The sequence below is a fragment of the uncultured Rikenella sp. genome (assembly GCF_948810725.1).
GTDB lineage: Bacteria > Bacteroidota > Bacteroidia > Bacteroidales > Rikenellaceae > Rikenella.
Genome location: NZ_CAQIVA010000005.1, coordinates 1 through 18,702 on the forward strand (window position 1 = coordinate 1; position 18,702 = coordinate 18,702).

Consider the following 18,702-nt stretch of genomic DNA (forward strand, 5'->3'; position numbering starts at 1 on the left):
TGAACAAAGAGAACCAGAAAAACTTTAGACGGATGCTTCGCATCCTCAAGCTGCCTCGGCCCAGTTCCTCACCCCATTCTTTGTCCGCATGCAACTTACGACAACCGCAACCTCAACCACGCGCCCCTTCGACCACCAAAACGATCTCGCCTTTCGGCTCCTGTTCCGCATAGCGAGCTGCCAGCTCCGCCAATGTCCCCCGCACCGTTTCCTCGAATTTCTTCGAAATCTCCCGGCACACCGCCCCCCGACGCGTCTCGCCGAAAAACTCGACCAACTGCGCCAGCGTCTTCCCCACCCGATGAGGCGACTCGTAAAAAATCATCGTCCGCGGCTCCGTAACCAGCTGCTGCAACCGGCTCTGCCGCCCCTTTTTCTGCGGCAGAAAACCCTCGAATACAAACCGGTCGCACGGCAATCCGCTGTTCACCAGCGCCGGTACGAACGCCGTCGGCCCCGGCAACGTCTCGACCGCGATCCCCGCCTCGATCGCACGGTTCACCAGCAGATAGCCCGGATCGGAAATCGCCGGAGTGCCCGCATCCGAGATCAACGCCACTGTCTGTCCCTCCAGCATCCGCCGGACGATCTGTTCGACCACGCCGTGCTCGTTGAACTTATGGTACGACGTCATCGGCTTGGAGATCCCCAAGTGTCGCAACAGATTGCCGCTCGTCCGCGTATCTTCGGCCACGATGCTGTCGCACTCGCCCAGCAGACGGATCGCACGCAGGGTGATATCCTCAAGGTTCCCCACCGGCGTAGGAATAACATAGAGTTTCGCCATCTCGATATTCGACAGGTTCCACCGCCCGAAGGCTGCAACTATTTAATGATATCGAACCCGGTGTACGGCCGGAGCGCCTCCGGAATCACAATCCCGTCCGGCGTCTGGTTGTTTTCGAGCAGAGCCGCCACGATACGCGGCAAAGCCAGCGAACTGCCGTTCAGGGTATGCGCCAGTTCGGTCTTTTTGGTCTCCGCGTTGCGGAAACGGAGCTTCAGCCGATTGGCCTGGAACGATTCGAAGTTCGACACCGAGGAGACCTCCAACCACTTGTCCTGCGCCTCGCTGTAGACCTCGAAGTCATAGGTCAGGGCGCTCGTAAAGCTCATATCCCCGCCGCACAGCCGCAGAATCCGATACGGCAGCCCCAGTTTCTGCACAATCCCCTCGACATGGGCCACCATTTCGTCCAGCCGATCATAAGAGTCCGTCGGATGCGCCACCTGCACGATTTCGACCTTGTCGAACTGGTGCAGCCGGTTCAGCCCCCGCACATCTTTCCCGTACGACCCCGCTTCGCGCCGGAAACACGGTGTATAAGCCGTCATCTTGATGGGCAACTCTTTCTCATCCACGATTTCGTCGCGGAAGATATTGGTCACCGGCACCTCTGCCGTCGGAATCAGGTAGAAGTTATCCACCGTGGCATGATACATCTGCCCCTCCTTGTCCGGCAGCTGGCCGGTTCCGAATCCCGACGCCTCGTTCACCATAATCGGCGGTTCGACTTCGAGGAATCCGGCGGCGGTATTGATATCGAGGAAGAAGTTGATCAACGCCCGCTGCAACCGGGCCCCTTTCCCTTTATAGACCGGGAATCCGGCGCCCGTGAGCTTGTTCCCCAGCTCGAAGTCGATGATGTCATACTTTTTGGCCAGCTCCCAGTGGGGCAAAATTCCCTCTCCCTTGAGCTGTTTCGGCTCCGGGCCGCCCATTTTCACGACGAGGTTGTCTGCCGCGCAACTCCCCTCGGGCACAATCTCAGCCGCCCGGTTCGGCAGGGTCACGATCAGGGCCTCCATCTCTGCCACCACCGTCGCCTGTTCCGCCGCCAGCGCGGTCGACTGCTCTTTCAACCCAGCAACCTTGTCCTTCAACGCATTGGCCTCGGCAGCCTTTCCCGTTTTAAACAATCCACCGATCTCTTTGGCGATCCGGTTCTGTTCGGCCAGATTGCCGTCCAGCTCCTGCTGGATCGCTTTGCGCCGGTCATCCAGCGCTACGATTTTGTCGATCACCGGAACGGCGTCCACTCCTTTTTTAGCCAGCCGGGCAACGGTCTGTTCGCGTTCTTCCCGGATCTGTTTCAATGTAAGCATCTCTTATTTCGTATTTTTATTTTCCATGAGTCTGTCCCACACCGCGGCGGTGCGCATAGATGGTCAAAGTTACGATTTTTCCCAGAAACGCCGTCTCTTTCCTAACACCTTGCCTTCCCCGTGCTGAATCATGAAGATAAAAATCGGATAAATTTATGTTAACTTTACAGAGCATCCACAGGAAACATATCATGCGAAACCTCATTTATCTCCTCGCGACAGGCTGGTGCCTCTGGGGAATGGCGAGTTGCGGGAGCCAAACCCAACCGACCGGACAAGCCGACTTCGGAATGGAAATCCCGCTAAAACATACCGTTCGGAATTCGGATATTTTTGCCTCATACCCCGAGGGTTTCTTTCGACTGGATTCAGTACTTGTCGTGCTTTCTCCGCGCATCGGAGACAACTTCGGACGACTGATTTCACTGAAAACTTTCCAAGAAATCGGCAAGTTCGGGGCGAAAGGGAAAGGGCCGACCGAGGTGATTTGGACATTCCCGTTCGCCTATACGGATAGCGACTCCACATTTATGGCCTACGACCTGCCGAGCCGGAGCGTAATTTCCTACACATTGGTGGATCGCGGAGATTCTCTGACCATGCGGGCACACGACAAACGGCGGGTAGACCAGGGCGATGTGCCGTTGCAGGACAACACCAAGTTGTGCCGTATCGGCGACGACCACTACATGGGACAATGTTTTCATGCACAAGACCATTTTTTTTCGTTATTGGATAAAGATTTCAACCAAATCGGATATTTCGGAAACTCACCTATCCCGGAATCGATAACAAATGCCGGAGACCGGTTGCAAGGTTGCATGAATGCCGGATACGGCATTTCTATTTTCGCACCATATGAATTGCCCTACATCGGCTGTTATGCCATGCGGGACGGGAAACCGATCAAACTATGGGAAGACAATTTTGCGGAAAAAACATATTTAGTCCGAGGTACGACGCTCTTTTTCAAACCCGAGGAGACAATAGGATACACTTGGAATGTAGCGATCGGGAAAAAATATATCTATATCTTATGGAATGACGATTTGTTATTCAAATATTTCGAACGCCCGAACAATCAGGATCCGGCCGGGGCCGATATCGTTTTCATCTACGATCACGACGGGAATCGCATCGCACGCCTCAAAACGGATGTCGAGTTATGCAAGATAACCCTTTCGGAAGATGAACAGACTCTGTACGGACTGACACAACCGGATTACACATTGGTGACATTCGACCTACCTGAAACGTATCCGGCGATACAATAAAATTCCTCACACTGCACGACGCAAAAAACTTGCGCCTCTCTTCTTGCATCATACAAGAAAAGAGGCGCAATTCGTATCTTCAGGATATAACGTATATCCTCTCCTAAGTCAGAAGAAAACTACTCCGCGATCGGCACCACCGATACGAAAGATTTCCCTTCCGCTTTCTTCTTAAAGCATACGGTACCGTCCACCAACGCAAACAGCGTATGGTCTTTCCCCATCCCGACATTTTCGCCCGGGTTATGAACCGTTCCGCGCTGCCGCACGATGATATTCCCGGCCTTGGCCACCTGACCACCGAACAATTTGACACCCAGTCGTTTGCTTTCCGATTCGCGGCCGTTCTTCGAACTACCTACCCCTTTCTTATGTGCCATCTCGATTTACTTTTTAAACGTTATTGAACTCTGAAACAGCGAGCGAGTTAAGCGATGATATTCTTAATCTCGATCTGGGTCAGACACTGCCGGTGCCCGTTCTGTTTCTGATACCCCTTGCGGCGTTTCTTCTTGAAGACGATGATTTTATCGTCTTTCAAATGTTTCAGCACGGTAGCTTCCACTTTGGCGTCTTTTACCGTAGGTGCGCCAATTGCAACCTTTCCGTCATTGTCGATCAGCAGGACTTTGTCGAAGCTCACGGCGGCGCCTTCGGCGTCGGCCAGACGGTGAACATAGAGCTTGCGACCCTTCTCAACTTTGAATTGCTGTCCTGCGATTTCTACGATAGCGTACATGTTCGTTTCGCTTGTTGTTTAGTGTTTCGAACCGCAAAGATAGGCATTTTTCTCCGACCGGCCAAACTCTGCCGATTTATTTCGGCAAACTTTTCCCGATCCGCCACATCCGAGGCCCTCAACCGCGCAGAATCCGATCCGGGGTAGTCATCCGATACCGCCGGTCGATGTCGTCCAACATCGATTGCACGTCGTCCGGCATGACGAGCCCCTCGTGCAGCATCCGGAGCACTTCGGCCTTCTCTTCGCTGATGAGCATCCGGATGGTTTTCTGGGTGACGGCCAGCCGGTAGGAGCTCGGAAATCGCTGGGCAATCATGTCCATAATCGTCTGACTCTCTTCGATATTGCGTTGCACTTCGCCGCGCAGTCCTTCCAAGGCCCGACGGTCGTCCCCGCTCAGGGTATCGGAGCTTTCCAGCTCGTCCAACAAGGTAATCGAGGTGCGTTGCGAGTGGATCAGCCCACGGGCCACATCGTAGACCCGGACGAAAGTCGTCGACTGATTCCGGTCGACCCACCGGTAGAGCACCTCCCGGGATCGTTTCCGCCACCGCAGGTAGAACGGCAGGTCGGGCAACTCCAGCAGCCGAGCCCGCTCACACAGGGGTCGTTTGCCGTCCGCGTCGTAGAGCTCTTCGACCGTCGCCAGCAACCGTCGCAACGACTCGGCCGAAATAATCCCCTTCTCGTAGAGTTGCCAGTAGCGTGTCCGCTCTTTGTCCAATATGCGGAGCCGGACATTGGCTGCCAAATCCTGCCCGGCCACCACCGGCACGGGAATATCTTCGAGCGTGGGTACGAAAGCGGCCACTTTCGCCCAATCGGCGCCCTGCAATGCTTCGTTCTTCTGCAACTCACCGTAATACCGCGTGGTGTTTTCGCACAACTGTTTCTGAATCGTGTAGTTCAGGAAGGTCTTGGCCGACGACACTCGCGTGAGCCCCAGTTTACGCAACAGCCACCCGACGGTGGTGGCATTGACGGTCAGGGTGAGCGTCACGATCCCTGCGGTCAGGAAGAGCACCTGCCTCCGCACCGGCTCGGGAATGGGCAACGTATAGGAGACCATCAACGCCAGGGTCAGCCCCAGCGCCCCGCGCAATCCGCCCCAGCAGAGAATGACGGCCTCACGTTTCGAGAGTCCGTACCCCGACCGTTTCATCAGCGGATAGAAGAGGGCGATCATCGTCATCCGCACCACATTGACTCCGATGTACACCAGCACCAGAATCGCGAAGTCCACCCACGTGGCCTGTACCTGCACCGCGATCACGACGCCCACCAGAATGAATATCAGCGTATTGGCGGCATAGGTGGCCAATTCCCAGAACTCCTGCATGAAGCGGTTGACTTCGGGTGCGATCCGCGGCCGTCCGTAATAGGTGATCACCAATCCGTACCCCACCAGGGCGATCACCCCCGAAACGTCCAGATAGCTCTGTGCCAGAAAGAAGGTGACGTAGGCCGAGACCAGAATCGCGCTGTTCTGGACGATCGCGTCGGTTCGGCTGCGGGTGATAAACCACAGGCAGAGCCACCCGAAGATCACGCCGAGCAATACGCCGCCGAGTACCACATAGACAAATCCGGTCACAGGCGCCTTGACGGCTCCGGAGGCCGTATAGGCTCCGAAAAAGAGCATAAAAAGGACGATCCCGGTTCCGTCGTTGAGCATCGACTCGGCATCCACGAGGGTGGAGAAACGTTTGCTGACGCCGAGTTCTCGGAGCAAGGCGACGACGGCCACGGGGTCGGTGGCGCTGATCAGCGCGCCGAACATCAGGGCATGGCTCCAGTTCCACTGGGCATAGCTCGGTGCGAAGAGGTGGATGCCCATCATCAACAGTCCGGTCAGGAACATCGCCACGACCATTCCGGGTACGGAAAGCAGGGTGGCATTGGTCAGTGTTTTCCGGAAAATATGGGCGTCCAGTTCATACGCTGCGTCGAAAATCAGGACGGGCAGAAAGAGGTAGAGAATCAGATCGGGGTCGATATGTCCGGCGAAGTCGATGGAGGCTTTAAAGAAGGAATCTTGGGTAAAGAGTCCCGTCCGGTCGCAGAGTCCGACCAGGAGTCCGAAGGCGAAAAGCCCGACGGTATAAGGCAGTACGGTGCGTTTGAGGGCATATTTGAGGATAGCTCCAGCTACGAGCGAAACGATCACGAAGACGAGCGGAGCCAGCATATTCATTGAATCCATACTGAAATAATTGATTGACTTTTCACTTCCATTTTCCGTCTGACTGCAAAATTAACGGAATCGGCGGAATCGCCCCATATTTATTTGCTCTATGTTTTGAGTTTTTACGATCGCATCCCGCCCCGGGCTACCGCGATCATGCAGATGGCGTGCAACGTGGCAGCGGCGGTTACGGTTACAGCTGGGCTTCGACGGGCGGCAGTATCCATGGCCTGAGTTTGCATTTCGACGTGATGTGGCTCTATTCCAACTACGCGTACTATCGCGCCTACGGTCTTCAGTTGCGCTGCCTCTCGGAATAAATGCGCCCATAGGGCGTTCTACTGGCAGCCTCTACCCCATATGGAAACCGAGACGGCCAGCTTTCGAGTGCCGAGCGGCCCGCCCCGGGCTACCGCGTTTGGGACTCGGGTGGAATGAGCTACGTCGGCAATCTAGGATTCAGTTGGTCTTCCGTCATGAACGACATCCGCGGTTCGGCCTTGAATTTCCATTCACAGGGCCTCTACACCAACAGTTCGGCCAGCCGCACCCATGGTTTTCAGTTGCGTTGCCTCTCAGAATAAACGGGGACGCGCGACACTCGAAAGATGGCCGGGGTACTTTCATCGGAGTTTTATGTGGGCCGAAGCCTGCGGGGTTTGGGGTAGAGGCTGGCAGTAAAAGACGCTGTGCGTCCCTCCGCGGGGGGAGGCTTCGGCCCGCGCGGCTCTTTGAGCCGCAAGAGCAAAGCTCATTTCTATTAACAATTCGCTCTCAGCCTATATCTGTTCGCCGCCACCCCATGCGGCGGACTGCGCGACCCTAAAGGGTCGCAGAAGCTCGGCCCATTTCTGGGCACGACAACACCCCATTCACCGCCCCCGTTTTGCAAGATTCGTCCTCGGCGCGCCCCCCACGCGCCGCTGATGCGTCGCCCTCACCGAGGACGGCAATTCCTCACGGAATCGCGCTATTCGCTCTCAGCCTATAGCAGTCCGCCGCAGGGGGTGACGGCGAACTGCGCGAATCGAAGAGCCGCAGAAACTGGGCCCGGCGCGGTGCGAAAACCGGTTGCGGTTTTCGCATCCGAAGAACAGTTGCAGCCCAAAGCTCGTCCCAGTTCTCCGCCCCGTGTCCGCCTCACTGCGCCTCCGCTGTCGCTCCGCCGCGTTTGCCGTCGCCCGCGGCAATTCTTGCCGGATTGGCCGAGTGCCAACCGGCAGAATATGCCCTCTTAGGCGGGCGGGCGACGGGATTTTCGCACGCTCCTTTAGGCGTGGCGCGCGGCTTTAGCTACAGGAGGCTACTGCCCTCGGGCCGGGCAGGCCCCGCGTGCCCGCGGCGGGCAAATGGCAGCCTCTACCCCTATACAACGCGGGCAGACTCGGCCCCTATTCTCTATTCCGCACACAACAATGGCGACCACACCCCCACTTCCTATCATCCGCAAGCCGAAACAAAATCGAATAACAGGGCAAGAGACGGCATATTTTTTGCGTTTTAACAGATATGGATAAATTTGCTATTCTTGTCATCGCCCTGCTCTCCGGATGCAGCGCGAACACCCCTGCGAAACAAACTATGAAAAAAGACCTGACCCCCGAAGAGAGACACGTCATCATCGACAAAGGCACCGAAGCCCCCTTCAGTGGAAAATACGTCACCTTCGACGCCGACGGCACCTACCACTGCAAACAGTGCGGCGCACCGCTCTATCGGTCGGCCGACAAATTCGACTCCGGATGCGGCTGGCCCAGCTTCGACGACGCACTGCCCGGCGCCGTGCGACGCACCCCCGACCCGGACGGACAACGCACTGAAATCACCTGCGCCCGATGCGGCGCCCACCTCGGCCACGTATTCACCGGCGAAGGATTCACCCCGAAAGACACCCGCCACTGCGTCAATTCGATCTCCCTGGAGTTCGAACCCGCCGCACCGGCATCCACCGCCGAAGCCATCTTTGCCGGCGGCTGCTTCTGGGGCGTCGAACACCTGATGCAGCAACAGACAGGCGTGATCTCAGTCGAATCGGGCTATATCGGCGGAACGACCGATCACCCCACCTACGAACAGGTCTGCACCCAAAAGACCGGACACGCCGAAGCCGTCCGCGTCACCTACGACCCGACGAAAATCGACTACGAAACCTTAGCGAAACGTTTTTTCGAGATCCACGACCCGACCCAACAGGACGGACAAGGGCCCGACCTCGGGCCGCAGTATCGTTCCGAGATCTTCTACCTCGATCCCGAACAGAAAGCCATCGCCGAACGCCTGATTCGGCAGCTCGAAACCAAAGGATATCGGATCGCCACGCGAGTCACTCCGGCGACCGTTTTCTGGCCGGCCGAGACCTATCATCAGGATTACTACCGGCGCAAAGGCACCGAACCCTACTGCCACGCCTATACCAAACGGTTCTGACCTTTTCGCAGCCTATTAAGAAAAAAGAGATTATTTGCTGGTTCCGATGAAGCGCCAGCCCGCAGCCACCCGAAAGTAAGTCGGACAAGTCGTCTCGCCCGTATGGCGGATCGCGCTGTTGAACCCTTTGGAATACGACGCCGTAATGTCCAGCCCGCAACGGAACAGATAACCCGCCCCGAGGGTGAAAGCCAGATTCGCTGAACGGACATTTTGCATCGTCATCGTCGGCCCGCCGTCCTTTTCGACGCACTTCGCCGACAGCTTGAAAAGCCCCTCCACCCCCGCAATCGCCCGGAAACCGCCCAGAAAATTGAACTTAGCCACGAACGGCACTGAAAGATACTCCATCCGATGGATCGTCCGGCTGGCATGCCCCATCTCAACATTGTTGGTCGACCCCAACTGCGAATAGTAGGCCCCCGTCTCCAGCCCCCACCGGTGGGTGATGTGGTAATCGAGGAACGCGCCGGCGTAGAGCCCCGTGCGCGTACTGCCCGGACTGTTCATATAGTCGGCGAAGTTCAACCCCACGCGCGGGCCGAAACCGAGCCCTTTGACCTGGGCCGAAGCGGTCGTCGCCATACCACAGGCGAGCGGAAACAACAAGAGGAGCCGGACGAATTTTTTCATGAGTCGGAACGGGACAGAATTTCTATTGCGTACAAATATAGGGAAAAAAGCGGAGGAGAGGCGATGCCTCTCCTCCGCTTTTATGAACAAAAATCGTTCCGTTCGGAATATCCTTTTCAAAAATTCGAACAATCTCGGTATTCCGTGTCGAAACCGATTACGCATCGCGCGTCGTCCGCTCCAGCTTTTTCATCACGCTGAAGAGGAAAATAGCCGACACCGCGCAGCAGAGCACCAAAATACCCCACAACATCCACAGCGGCATCCCGCCCCACAGGTAACCGATAATCGCCACAAGGTAGTTCCCGACAGCCGTAGCCGCCAGCCAGCCGCCCTGTGCCAGCCCCTTATACTTCGGCGGCGCCACCTTCGAGACGAACGAGATACCCATCGGGCTGAGGAACAGCTCGGCGATCGTCAGCACGAAATAGGTCGAGATCAACCAGTTCGGCGACACGCGGGCCGATTCGCTCAAACCGCCCATCCCTTTCAACGCCTCCGGCGTCGGCAGCCCGATCGATGCCACGGCCAACAGAATGAACCCGATAGCGGCGATCAACATCCCGATACCGATCTTACGCGGCGCACTGGGCTCCTTGCCCTTCTTGTTGAGCCACGAGAAGAACGCTACCATGAGCGGCGTAAAGAGGACGATGAAGTATGCGTTGAACTGTTGGAAAATCTGCGGCGAGATCGCCATTTCGGCCGGGAACGAGTTGTAAGCCCACCAGGCGCATCCCCCGCCGACAAGAGCCAACAGCGCCCCGACCCCTTTGGCCCGCGCCGTCGTCCCCTGGAAGAGCGAGATAATGCCGTAGAAGCAGAACGCGAACGGCAGCAAGGTCAACAACGAGAAGCCGAAACGGTCGAACCCGCTGACCGAAGTCTGCGTATAGTCGCGCGCGAAGAAGGTCATCGTGAGACCGTTCTGGTGGAACGACATCCAGAAGAAGATCACCACGGCGAACACCAGCTCCAAAGCCACCAGCCGGTCTTTGACCTGCTGCGCGGTGAGCTCCACGGCATTCGGATCGCGTTGGGCCTGTTTCTCCTTTTCGGTTTTGTCGGCCGCCTTATAGTACTTGCGGAAGCCGACGAAAATGATCATCGAAACGATCAACGACAGGCAAGCCACCCCGAAACCGTAGTTGTACGACTGACCGAGGCTAGCGATATAGCTGTCGCCGAACTGGGCCAGGTCGGTTCCCGTGTAGCCCTGTTGAGCCGCCATCTCGCTGAACCGGGCCGTCGCTTCGGGCGAGATCGTCCCGTTCTGCAACTGGTGCGCCAGCGCAGGAATATCGGCATTATAGGTGTATCCGTCCTTTTCGAGGAAGTAGTTCGAAACCCCTTCGGCCGCCGACGGAGCGAAGAAAGCCCCGATGTTGATACACATATAGAAGATACTGAACGCGATGTCCCGTTTGGCGCTGTATTTCGGATCGTCGTAGAGGTTGCCGACCAGTGCCTGCAGGTTCCCCTTGAAACACCCCGTCCCGAGAGCGATCAAGGCCAGCGCGCCGAACATGGCGATCTGGGCCCCCGTCCCGACCCCGGTCGGAATCGCGAGGCAGAAGTACCCGGCGAACATGATGATGATCCCGAGGGCGATGGTCTTGCCGTAGCCGAGCACCTTGTCGGCCAGCAGCCCGCCGAACAGCGGCAGGAAGTAGACCATACTCAGGAAGATCCCGAACGTCGTACTGGTCTGATCCTCCGTGTAGCCGAATTTCGCCTGCATGTAGAGGACGAAGATCGCCAGCATGGTGTAGTAGCCGAAACGCTCGCCCATGTTGGCCAACGCCAATACGAACAGACCTTTGGGTTGTCCTTTTAACATTAGCTATGTGGATTTTGGTTAATAATTGCGTGGTTTGTGCGAGAGCCCCCCGGCGCTTCGAGTCGGGGGAAAGTCGATCCGCGCCGAGTTTACGATTTACAAAAGTAACGATTTCGTCGAAAAATGCAAGCCGGGCCGGTTCGGGAGGCGGCACAGCCACGGTCTGACAAGATGGGGCGCACCCAGATTCGAGCAGAAGGAGTGTTTATAAATTGTGAACAATCGGCTTATAACCTGTTTGCATTTCGATGACAACCGGGAAAAATTTCGTGGATAGGATGTCGATAAGGGTTCAAAAAGCGATAAGAACCTGTTAAAAACCTCTTTTCGGCCCGCTGTCCACAAAAAAACTGCCGCGGGCGCTTCTGAATGAAAGCCCCGCGGCAGCGAAAAGTTAATCAATTGTGAAAAACCCGGTCAATACTGCTCTCCATCGTTCGGGAAATCGCCGGATTTGACGTCTTCCCGATACTGCTCCACCGCCGCCGTAATCTGCTCGTGGAGGTTCAGATACCGCCGCAGAAAGCGCGGCGAGAATCCGTTATTGATCCCGAGCATGTCATACGAAACGAGCACCTGTCCGTCCACCCGATTCCCCGCCCCGATGCCGATGATCGGAATCTTCACCGCCTCGGCCACCCGCCCCGCCAGCACGGCGGGAATCTTTTCGAGCACGATGCCGAAGCATCCGGTCTCGGCCAGCAGCAGCGCGTCGGAGTAGAGTTTCTCCGCCTCCGCCTCCTCTCGGGCCCGCACGGCATAGGTGCCGTACTTGTTGATCGACTGCGGCGTGAGCCCCAAATGCCCCATCACCGGAATCCCGGCACAGAGAATCCGCTGTACGCAATCGATCACCTCGGCGCCCCCCTCCAGCTTCACCGCATCGGCCTCGGTCTCTTTCATGATCCGCACCGCCGAGTTCAAGGCCTCTTTCGAGTTCCCCTGATAGCTCCCGAACGGCAGATCGACCACGACCAAGGCCCGCTCCACAGCCCTCGCCACCGCTTTCCCGTGATAAATCATATCGTTCAGGGTCATCGGCACGGTGGTCTTGTACCCGGCGATCACGTTGGCCGCCGAGTCGCCGACCAGAATGACATCGATCCCGGCGGCGTCCATAATCCCGGCCATGGTGTAGTCATAGGCGGTGAGCATGGATATCTTTTCGCCGCGGGCTTTCATCTCGGCCAGCCGATAGGTGGTCACGGCACGAGTTTTTCCTTCTGATGACATATATTCTTACCGGTAATGCAATCTCATTAGCCGTACGTCGCTCTCCCCGAAGGGATAGCAGTTACAGCACGTTGATCTCGTGAAGGATGGCATTGGTCTTGCGCACCGCCTCGGCGCTCGCTTCGAAAGCGGCCTTTTCCTCGGCAGTCAGCGCCACTTCGACCACCCGTTCCGCGCCGTTGCGCCCGATCACCGTCGGCACCCCGATGCAGATATCCTTCTGGCCGTACTCCCCTTCGAGCAGGACGCACGACGGGACGATCTTTTTCTGATCCCGCACGATCGACTCGACCACCATAGCGGCCGCAGCCCCCGGCGCATACCAGGCCGACGTGCCGAGCAGTTTGGTCAGCGTCGCGCCGCCCACCATCGTGTCGGCCACCACTTTGTCCAGCACCGCCTTGTCCTTGCAGAGTTCCGTCACCGGCACCCCTTTGACCGAGGCTTTGGAAACCAGCGGAATCATCGTCGTATCGCCGTGGCCGCCGATCACCATCCCGTCCACATCATTGGAGTTGACCCCCAACGCCTTGGAGAGGTAGCACTTGAACCGTGCCGAGTCGAGCGCGCCGCCCATCCCGAAGACCCGGTTTTTGGGCAGTCCCGTCGCCTTCAGCGCCAGATAGGTCATCGGATCCATCGGGTTCGAGACGATGAGCAGAATCGCCTCCGGCGAATGTTTCAGGATGTTTTCGGCCACCGATTTAACGATTCCGGCATTCACCCCGATCAGCTCTTCGCGCGTCATGCCCGGTTTGCGAGGCATGCCCGAGGTGATCACCACCACGTCCGACCCCGCCGTGGCCGCATAGTCGTTCGTCACCCCCTTGATATTGGTGTCGAAGTCCATCAGCGTAGCCGTCTGGAAGATATCCAGGATTTTCCCCTCCGAAACCCCCTCTTTGATGTCCAGCAGCACCAATTCGCTGCACACTTCGCGCGTGGCCAATACGTTCGCACAGGTTGCTCCCACGTTCCCCGCGCCGACTACCGTTACTTTTGCCATGAGTTATGTTCGATTTAAAGTGTTTGTTCTCTGCTTTGCGTTGAAAAAAGATTAGCCGATCAGTTTCGCATACTCGTCGGCCGACAGCAACCCGTCCAGCTGCCCCGGCTCCGTGAGGCGGATTTTGACCATCCACCCCTCGCCGTAGGGGTCTTTATTGACCGTTTCGGGGGCGTCTTCCAGTGCGCCGTTGAGCTCCAGCACCTCGCCCGCCACCGGCAGGAAAGCGTCCGAAACGGTCTTCACCGCCTCGATCGTGCCGAACACGTCGCCCTGTGCCAGCGTCTCGCCTTCGGTCGTGATGTCCACGAAAACGATGTCCCCGAGCTGGCCCTGGGCGAAATCGGTGATCCCCACGAATGCCTCTTCGCCCTCGACGCGAATCCACTCGTGGTCTTTCGAATATTTCAGGTTGGATGGAATGTTGCTCATCTCGAATCAGATTTTTTAGGTTCAACGCCCCAAAGATACCGCTTTTTTCGAAACGCGCAAGGGTGGTGTTATTCCGTTAACAGCCTGTTCCGGCGAGCTTTGATATATCGACCGAATTTCCTATCTTGCGCAGGTTATGAAACGATTTTTTCTTCTCGGTTGCGCGCTCTGCGCCGCCCTCGGGCGGACGACGGCGCAACCGGCTCTGATTCCCTATCCGCAACAGCTCGAAACGACGGGCCGATACCTGGTTCCGCTGCTGAACGTCAAGGTGCGGATCGACACCACCCTGTCGCTGCCGGCCGAGGGTTATATTCTCGAAACCTATCGGAAGGGGGTTAAAATCACGGCCCGCGACGAGCAGGGCGCCATCTGGGCGCGCCAGACGCTGCGCCAGCTGACCGACGAGCGGGGGTTGGTGCCGAGCGTCCGGATCGTCGACTGGCCGGCTTTCGCCTGGCGCGGCTTCATGCACGACACGGGGCGCAACTTTATTCCGGTCGAAGAGCTCAAACGACAAATCCGCCTCCTGTCGCAGTACAAGATCAACCTGTTCCATTGGCACCTGACGGACTATCCGGCCTGGCGGATCGAGTCCCGGCGTTTCCCGCAGCTCAACGATCCGCAGTATCAGCGACCGGGGCGCGACGAGGGGAAGTTCTACACCTACGGCGAGATTCGCGACGTGATCGACTATGCCCGGAAACACGGCATACTGGTGGTGCCGGAGATCGACATGCCGGGCCACAGCACCTATTTCAACTCGACGTTCGGTTTCGGCATGGCCGATCCGCGGGGGATGCGGATATTGGAGGAGGCTTTGGAGGAGTTTTTCACCGAGATACCGGTCTCGGAGGCGCCGTACATCCACATCGGCTCGGACGAGGTGCACATTCCGGATCCGACGGGGTTCATGCGGTGGGCGGACAGTGTGGTGCGGGCGGCGGGACGCACGCCGATGGTGTGGGATCCGGGTCTGCCGGCGACGGACGGAAGCATTCGGCAGGTGTGGTCGGAGGCTTCGGGCTACGTGGCCCGCAACCGGACGCAGGGCGGACCGATCGTCGATTCGTACATGGGGTACCTGAACAATTACGACCCGATTTCGTTCACGCCACGGATGCTGCTGCACGACCCGTGTGACCAGGCGCAGGGCGATTCGACGGCTTTGGGGGGGATTCTCTGCCTGTGGAACGACACGAAGTCGCCGGGTTTGGAGGGGTTGATGCGGAATAGCGGGGTATGGTCGGGGCTGCTGCCTTTCGCCGAACGGCTGTGGCGAGGCGGTCGGAAGCCGGAGGGGTCTCCGACGAATCCGAACCTATTCCCCGATCCTTCGACGCCGGCAGGAGTGGCTTTGGCGGAGTTCGAAGGACGCATGCTGACCCACAAGGAGGGTCTGCTCAAAGAAGAACCTTTCTGCTGGTGGCCCAACGCTTCGCTGAAGTGGCGGGTATCGGAGCCTGCGGCTTTCGGCACAGACACTGCGGGGCTGAAATGGCATACCTTATACGGCGGGGCGATCGACGTGGACGCGATGCTGGCCACGCTGTCGTTACCGAAGCCGGATTCGGGCGAGGTGTGGGCGGAGACTATCATCACGGTGCCGCGCGACACGGTCATCCTCGCCCAGATCGGTTTCGAGGCTCCGTCGCGGTCGAACCGCATTTCGTCGGGCATCGGCACACAGGGAGCGTGGGAGGCTGCGGGCGAGGCGTGGGTAAACGGCGTCCGGATCGAACCGCCGGTGTGGCGCGAGCCAGGCGCGTATGCGTTCCGGTTCAACACGTGGGCCAGACCGGAAGAGGAGTTTCCGTATACGGCGGAACAGTTGTTCTGGACGCGTGAGCCGGTCGAAATCGCCCTGAAAGCGGGGACGAACCGAATCGTGCTCCGTTCTCGCAAGCTCTTCCGGGGGCAGCACTGGATCTTCGCCTTCGTGCCTCGCTAAAGGAAATCAGTCAAAGCTACTTGCGCTTTGGACAACATTTCCCAGGCGCGCGGGTCGAGCTTTGTCCCGCCTCGAACTGTTCCTTTTGGCTTCGCGTTGCCTTCGGCTTCCTCGTGCTACCTCGGCAAAGCCCGCAAGCGGTCTCTGCCCTCGGTACGCTACTCGGTTCCTCCTCGCCGCTCGGCAATTTGCAAACTGCGTTTGCATTGCTCTCGCTGGCAGCGTCGGTTGTGAACAAAAGGAACCGAAAAAACTTTCAAGGATGCTACGCATCCTAAAGCTGCCGACGGCCCAAATCGCAAGACAGGCTCCACCCCAAACCAACGACGCCATAGCCTTCCCTCGTCCGCATCCGCCGAAGGCCTCGTCAATCGAAAAAACTACAAACAAAAAAGGTGTTCATTTCCTGAAACAGGAAACAGACACCTTTTTTTGATTTTGAAAGCTCGGAGACGGTAATACTCAACCGCTTTACAATATCGTCAGAACATAATCGGAAAGAGCCTACCCCCAAGGAAGAGGAGCCTCTCCGGCAACAGTCCGAACTACTCAGCCGAAGCTTCAGCCGTTACCGACACGGCCACTTCCGCTTTGATATCCTTGTAGATCTTGACCGTAGCTTTGTATTCGCCGATCTGCTTGATCGCATCGACCTTGACGTGACGTTTGTCGATCGAGAAGCCCTTCGCTTCGATCGCATCGGCCACCTGTGCCGCCGTCACCGACCCGAAGATCTTACCGCCTTCGGCCACCTTCACAGCGATAGCTACCGCTACCCCGTTCAGTTTATCAGCCACAGCTTGAGCGTCGGTCACCATCTTCGCCTCCTTGTGCGCCTGCTGTTTGATTTTTTCAGCCAGCACCTTCTTAGCCGAAGCGGTCGCAGCCGCCGCATATCCCTGCGGAATGAGGTAGTTGTTGGCATACCCCGGCCGCACGTTTACGATCTGATCCTTATTGCCGAGGTTATCGACGTCTTGTTTCAGTATGATTTCCATAATGTATTCTCTGCTCCTCGGTTAGGGGTTATTTCAACAAGTCGGTTACGAACGGCAGGATAGCCAAGTGCCGTGCCCGCTTCACCGCCGTAGCCACTTTTTTCTGGAACTTCTGCGAAGTCCCGGTCAGCCGGCGGGGCAGAATTTTCCCCTGTTCGTTCAGAAACTTTTTGAGGAATTCGGCGTCTTTGTAATCGACGTATTTGATCCCGGCTTTCTTGAACCGGCAATATTTTTTCTTCTTGACCTCAACGGATACCGGGTTGAGGTAACGGATTTCGGATTGGGGTGCTGCCATGATTACTCTTGAGTTTTAGCTGCGTTGATGTTTCTGCGTTTTTCGGCATATTCGGCCGCGTACTTGTCCTGTTTGAAAGTCAGGAAACGGATGACGCGTTCGTCGCGACGGTACTGGGTTTCGAGCACGTCGATCAGTTTGCCTTCGCCTTCGAACTCGATCAGGGTGTAGAACCCGGTGGTCTTTTTCTGGATCGGATAGGCGAGCTTACGCAAACCCCACTCTTCGGTGTAGTTCACTTTGCCGCCGTTCTCGGTGATGACACCCTGGAATTTGCCGACCAGCTCTTTCAACTGTGCGTCCGAAAGAACGGGAGTCGCAATGAAAACGGTTTCGTAACGGTTCATAAGTTGTCCGTAAAGAAATGATGAATAATGAGTTGTTTCGTCGCACCCGTCAACAGAGCGCGTTTCGAGCCGCAAAGGTAGCTTTTTTTTCGGGATGTACAAACCGGCGGGACGATTTTTGCCGACGGACACCGGGGCGATTGGAAGCGGACTCGCCAGCCGGAAGAGTCAGGAGAGTAGAATAATAACTCAAAACGTCCGATTTGTAACATTATGAATGCAAAGACAAAACATTTCGGCTTTTTTTCGAATTATATTTGTGTTCTTTGTAGCGGGAGATTTATTTTGTATTTATCATTATCGTCCATTGTATGTCGGAGCAAACCAAGAACAATAAGGCGGAACGTGCGTCGTCGTTGTGGCAGTTCGTGACCCACTCCGCTTCCGGCCCCCAGTCTCTGGAGCTGACCCGAAACCTGCTCGGCGTGGTAGAGAGCGGGACGAAAGTCGTCCATTATGCCGGGGAGAGCTATCGAATCGGCGACAAGGAGCTTTTCCTGCTGGCGCCGGGGAAACATTACGTCGAAAACCTGCCGGCCCGGAACGGGCCGTATAAGGAGACCTGCCTCGCGTTCGACAACCAGGAGATGGCGGGAGCCTTGTCGGCGCTCGTGACCTTGTACGGGATGGAGCTGGAGTTGCCGGAGGCGGCACAGGCCGATCTGACGCTGGGACACGTCAGCACGCGGCTGTGGCCGGAGATGCGGCTGTTGTTCGACTCGCTGATGCCGTATATGGACACGGACTACCTGACGTCGCATCCGCAGCTGATGCGCCTCAAACTGGCCGAATTCGCCTACATGGTGGTGGCGCACAAGGAACACGGGTTGCAGTACAAACTGCTGCGGTGCGTCGAGCGGCTGGCCGACCCGTTCGAGAGCATCATCCGGAACTCGATCTTCGAAGACCTCTCGATCAGCGAGCTGGCGCAGCGGACCAACAAGAGCCTGACCTCGTTCAAGAACGACTTCCTGCGGATATTCGGCATGACGCCGCACCGGTGGATTCTGAAACAGCGGCTATTGCATGCGCGGTTAGAGGTGGTATCGACCACCAAACCGATCGCACAGATCGGGTACGAGTGCAAGTTCGACAACATCTCGCACTTCATCAAGCTCTTCAAGCGGGAGTTCCAGATCACGCCGCTCTCGCTCCGGCAGGAGTATCGCCAGTCGGCGGGGATGGCGGGAGAGGCGTAAAGACTATTCGACGGCAATACCGGCGGAATAC

19 protein-coding genes are annotated in these 18,702 nt (G+C 57.2%); 6 read left to right on the plus strand and 13 right to left on the minus strand.

The features are described from left to right. Positions 1-112: 112 nt before the first annotated feature. Together rsmI and serS are read right to left on the minus strand one after the other, a co-directional pair. Positions 113-787, minus strand: a complete 675-nt coding sequence (gene rsmI / locus Q9S52_RS03450) for a 16S rRNA (cytidine(1402)-2'-O)-methyltransferase (protein ID WP_297626076.1) — start codon at positions 785-787, stop codon at positions 113-115. 38 nt (positions 788-825) lie between these two features. Continuing rightward, positions 826-2,106, minus strand: a complete 1,281-nt coding sequence (gene serS, locus Q9S52_RS03455; RefSeq protein WP_304708172.1) for a serine--tRNA ligase — start codon at positions 2,104-2,106, stop codon at positions 826-828. Between the two features lie 482 nt (positions 2,107-2,588). On the opposite strand from serS, the gene Q9S52_RS03460 reads away from it, so the two are divergent. Further along, positions 2,589-3,380 (plus strand): hypothetical protein, encoded by a 792-nt coding sequence (locus tag Q9S52_RS03460; RefSeq protein ID WP_304708173.1) that lies wholly within the window; start codon positions 2,589-2,591, stop codon positions 3,378-3,380. A gap of 119 nt (positions 3,381-3,499) precedes the next feature. Here Q9S52_RS03460 and rpmA read toward each other — a convergent pair whose 3' ends face one another. From rpmA to Q9S52_RS03475, 3 genes are all read right to left on the minus strand, one after another. After that, positions 3,500-3,760: a 50S ribosomal protein L27 gene (rpmA, locus tag Q9S52_RS03465; protein WP_027291149.1), complete on the minus strand. Its 261-nt coding sequence runs from the start codon at positions 3,758-3,760 to the stop codon at positions 3,500-3,502. A gap of 47 nt (positions 3,761-3,807) precedes the next feature. Beyond that, complete coding sequence (rplU, locus tag Q9S52_RS03470) at positions 3,808-4,119, minus strand: 50S ribosomal protein L21 (protein WP_304708174.1); 312 nt, start codon at positions 4,117-4,119, stop codon at positions 3,808-3,810. Between the two features lie 118 nt (positions 4,120-4,237). Further along, complete coding sequence (locus Q9S52_RS03475; RefSeq protein ID WP_304708175.1) at positions 4,238-6,325, minus strand: sodium:proton antiporter; 2,088 nt, start codon at positions 6,323-6,325, stop codon at positions 4,238-4,240. 149 nt (positions 6,326-6,474) lie between these two features. Here Q9S52_RS03475 and Q9S52_RS03480 point away from each other — a divergent pair, with 149 nt between their 5' ends. The 3 genes from Q9S52_RS03480 to Q9S52_RS03490 all read left to right on the plus strand — a co-directional run bounded on the left by Q9S52_RS03480 (position 6,475) and on the right by Q9S52_RS03490 (position 8,734). Next, positions 6,475-6,627 (plus strand): hypothetical protein, encoded by a 153-nt coding sequence (locus Q9S52_RS03480; RefSeq protein WP_297832244.1) that lies wholly within the window; start codon positions 6,475-6,477, stop codon positions 6,625-6,627. A 114-nt stretch (positions 6,628-6,741) separates the two neighbouring features. After that, positions 6,742-6,891 (plus strand): hypothetical protein, encoded by a 150-nt coding sequence (locus Q9S52_RS03485; RefSeq protein ID WP_297832241.1) that lies wholly within the window; start codon positions 6,742-6,744, stop codon positions 6,889-6,891. A gap of 997 nt (positions 6,892-7,888) precedes the next feature. Then, a complete protein-coding gene (locus Q9S52_RS03490; protein WP_304708176.1) occupies positions 7,889-8,734 on the plus strand; it encodes a bifunctional methionine sulfoxide reductase B/A protein in 846 nt (281 codons plus the stop codon). 30 nt (positions 8,735-8,764) lie between these two features. Here Q9S52_RS03490 and Q9S52_RS03495 read toward each other — a convergent pair whose 3' ends face one another. From Q9S52_RS03495 to gcvH, 5 genes are all read right to left on the minus strand, one after another. Beyond that, on the minus strand, positions 8,765-9,367 hold the full coding sequence (locus Q9S52_RS03495) for a porin family protein (RefSeq protein ID WP_304708177.1): 603 nt from the start codon (positions 9,365-9,367) through the stop codon (positions 8,765-8,767). 157 nt (positions 9,368-9,524) lie between these two features. Beyond that, the gene (locus Q9S52_RS03500) at positions 9,525-11,207 is read right to left on the minus strand and encodes a peptide MFS transporter (RefSeq protein ID WP_304708178.1); all 1,683 of its coding nucleotides are present in this window, start codon (positions 11,205-11,207) and stop codon (positions 9,525-9,527) included. Positions 11,208-11,624: 417 nt separating this feature from the next. Then, on the minus strand, positions 11,625-12,440 hold the full coding sequence (panB, locus tag Q9S52_RS03505) for a 3-methyl-2-oxobutanoate hydroxymethyltransferase (RefSeq protein ID WP_297626110.1): 816 nt from the start codon (positions 12,438-12,440) through the stop codon (positions 11,625-11,627). Positions 12,441-12,501: 61 nt separating this feature from the next. Continuing rightward, positions 12,502-13,446 carry a malate dehydrogenase gene (locus Q9S52_RS03510; RefSeq protein WP_294594020.1) on the minus strand — a complete coding sequence of 315 codons (945 nt, stop codon included), beginning with the start codon at positions 13,444-13,446 and terminating at the stop codon, positions 12,502-12,504. A gap of 51 nt (positions 13,447-13,497) precedes the next feature. Then, positions 13,498-13,878 carry a glycine cleavage system protein GcvH gene (gene gcvH / locus Q9S52_RS03515; RefSeq protein ID WP_297626113.1) on the minus strand — a complete coding sequence of 127 codons (381 nt, stop codon included), beginning with the start codon at positions 13,876-13,878 and terminating at the stop codon, positions 13,498-13,500. Between the two features lie 136 nt (positions 13,879-14,014). Between gcvH and Q9S52_RS03520 the strand changes: the two genes are divergently transcribed. Continuing rightward, complete coding sequence (locus Q9S52_RS03520; protein WP_304708179.1) at positions 14,015-15,829, plus strand: family 20 glycosylhydrolase; 1,815 nt, start codon at positions 14,015-14,017, stop codon at positions 15,827-15,829. 545 nt (positions 15,830-16,374) lie between these two features. Here Q9S52_RS03520 and rplI read toward each other — a convergent pair. From rplI to rpsF, 3 genes are read right to left on the minus strand one after another with little or no spacing between them, the layout of a single operon-like run. Continuing rightward, positions 16,375-16,827 carry a 50S ribosomal protein L9 gene (gene rplI / locus Q9S52_RS03525; RefSeq protein ID WP_297830709.1) on the minus strand — a complete coding sequence of 151 codons (453 nt, stop codon included), beginning with the start codon at positions 16,825-16,827 and terminating at the stop codon, positions 16,375-16,377. A gap of 28 nt (positions 16,828-16,855) precedes the next feature. Next, complete coding sequence (gene rpsR, locus Q9S52_RS03530) at positions 16,856-17,125, minus strand: 30S ribosomal protein S18 (protein WP_027291133.1); 270 nt, start codon at positions 17,123-17,125, stop codon at positions 16,856-16,858. A gap of 2 nt (positions 17,126-17,127) precedes the next feature. After that, positions 17,128-17,472, minus strand: a complete 345-nt coding sequence (rpsF, locus tag Q9S52_RS03535) for a 30S ribosomal protein S6 (protein WP_294594224.1) — start codon at positions 17,470-17,472, stop codon at positions 17,128-17,130. A 311-nt stretch (positions 17,473-17,783) separates the two neighbouring features. Between rpsF and Q9S52_RS03540 the strand changes: the two genes are divergently transcribed. Further along, positions 17,784-18,671, plus strand: a complete 888-nt coding sequence (locus tag Q9S52_RS03540; RefSeq protein WP_294594222.1) for an AraC family transcriptional regulator — start codon at positions 17,784-17,786, stop codon at positions 18,669-18,671. The last annotated feature ends 31 nt before the right edge of the window (positions 18,672-18,702 follow it).

Excerpts from the sequence above, each read along its gene's own strand:
- rsmI (WP_297626076.1), bottom strand. The coding sequence starts at position 787 with ATGGCGAAACTCTATGTTATTCCTACGCCGGTGGGGAACCTTGAGGAT.
- serS (WP_304708172.1), bottom strand. The coding sequence starts at position 2,106 with ATGCTTACATTGAAACAGATCCGGGAAGAACGCGAACAGACCGTTGCC.
- rpmA (WP_027291149.1), bottom strand. The coding sequence starts at position 3,760 with ATGGCACATAAGAAAGGGGTAGGTAGTTCGAAGAACGGCCGCGAATCG.
- rplU (WP_304708174.1), bottom strand. The coding sequence starts at position 4,119 with ATGTACGCTATCGTAGAAATCGCAGGACAGCAATTCAAAGTTGAGAAG.
- Q9S52_RS03475 (WP_304708175.1), bottom strand. The coding sequence starts at position 6,325 with ATGGATTCAATGAATATGCTGGCTCCGCTCGTCTTCGTGATCGTTTCG.
- Q9S52_RS03485 (WP_297832241.1), top strand. The coding sequence starts at position 6,742 with ATGAGCTACGTCGGCAATCTAGGATTCAGTTGGTCTTCCGTCATGAAC.
- Q9S52_RS03490 (WP_304708176.1), top strand. The coding sequence starts at position 7,889 with ATGAAAAAAGACCTGACCCCCGAAGAGAGACACGTCATCATCGACAAA.
- Q9S52_RS03495 (WP_304708177.1), bottom strand. The coding sequence starts at position 9,367 with ATGAAAAAATTCGTCCGGCTCCTCTTGTTGTTTCCGCTCGCCTGTGGT.
- Q9S52_RS03500 (WP_304708178.1), bottom strand. The coding sequence starts at position 11,207 with ATGTTAAAAGGACAACCCAAAGGTCTGTTCGTATTGGCGTTGGCCAAC.
- panB (WP_297626110.1), bottom strand. The coding sequence starts at position 12,440 with ATGTCATCAGAAGGAAAAACTCGTGCCGTGACCACCTATCGGCTGGCC.
- Q9S52_RS03510 (WP_294594020.1), bottom strand. The coding sequence starts at position 13,446 with ATGGCAAAAGTAACGGTAGTCGGCGCGGGGAACGTGGGAGCAACCTGT.
- gcvH (WP_297626113.1), bottom strand. The coding sequence starts at position 13,878 with ATGAGCAACATTCCATCCAACCTGAAATATTCGAAAGACCACGAGTGG.
- Q9S52_RS03520 (WP_304708179.1), top strand. The coding sequence starts at position 14,015 with ATGAAACGATTTTTTCTTCTCGGTTGCGCGCTCTGCGCCGCCCTCGGG.
- rplI (WP_297830709.1), bottom strand. The coding sequence starts at position 16,827 with ATGGAAATCATACTGAAACAAGACGTCGATAACCTCGGCAATAAGGAT.
- rpsR (WP_027291133.1), bottom strand. The coding sequence starts at position 17,125 with ATGGCAGCACCCCAATCCGAAATCCGTTACCTCAACCCGGTATCCGTT.
- rpsF (WP_294594224.1), bottom strand. The coding sequence starts at position 17,472 with ATGAACCGTTACGAAACCGTTTTCATTGCGACTCCCGTTCTTTCGGAC.
- Q9S52_RS03540 (WP_294594222.1), top strand. The coding sequence starts at position 17,784 with ATGTCGGAGCAAACCAAGAACAATAAGGCGGAACGTGCGTCGTCGTTG.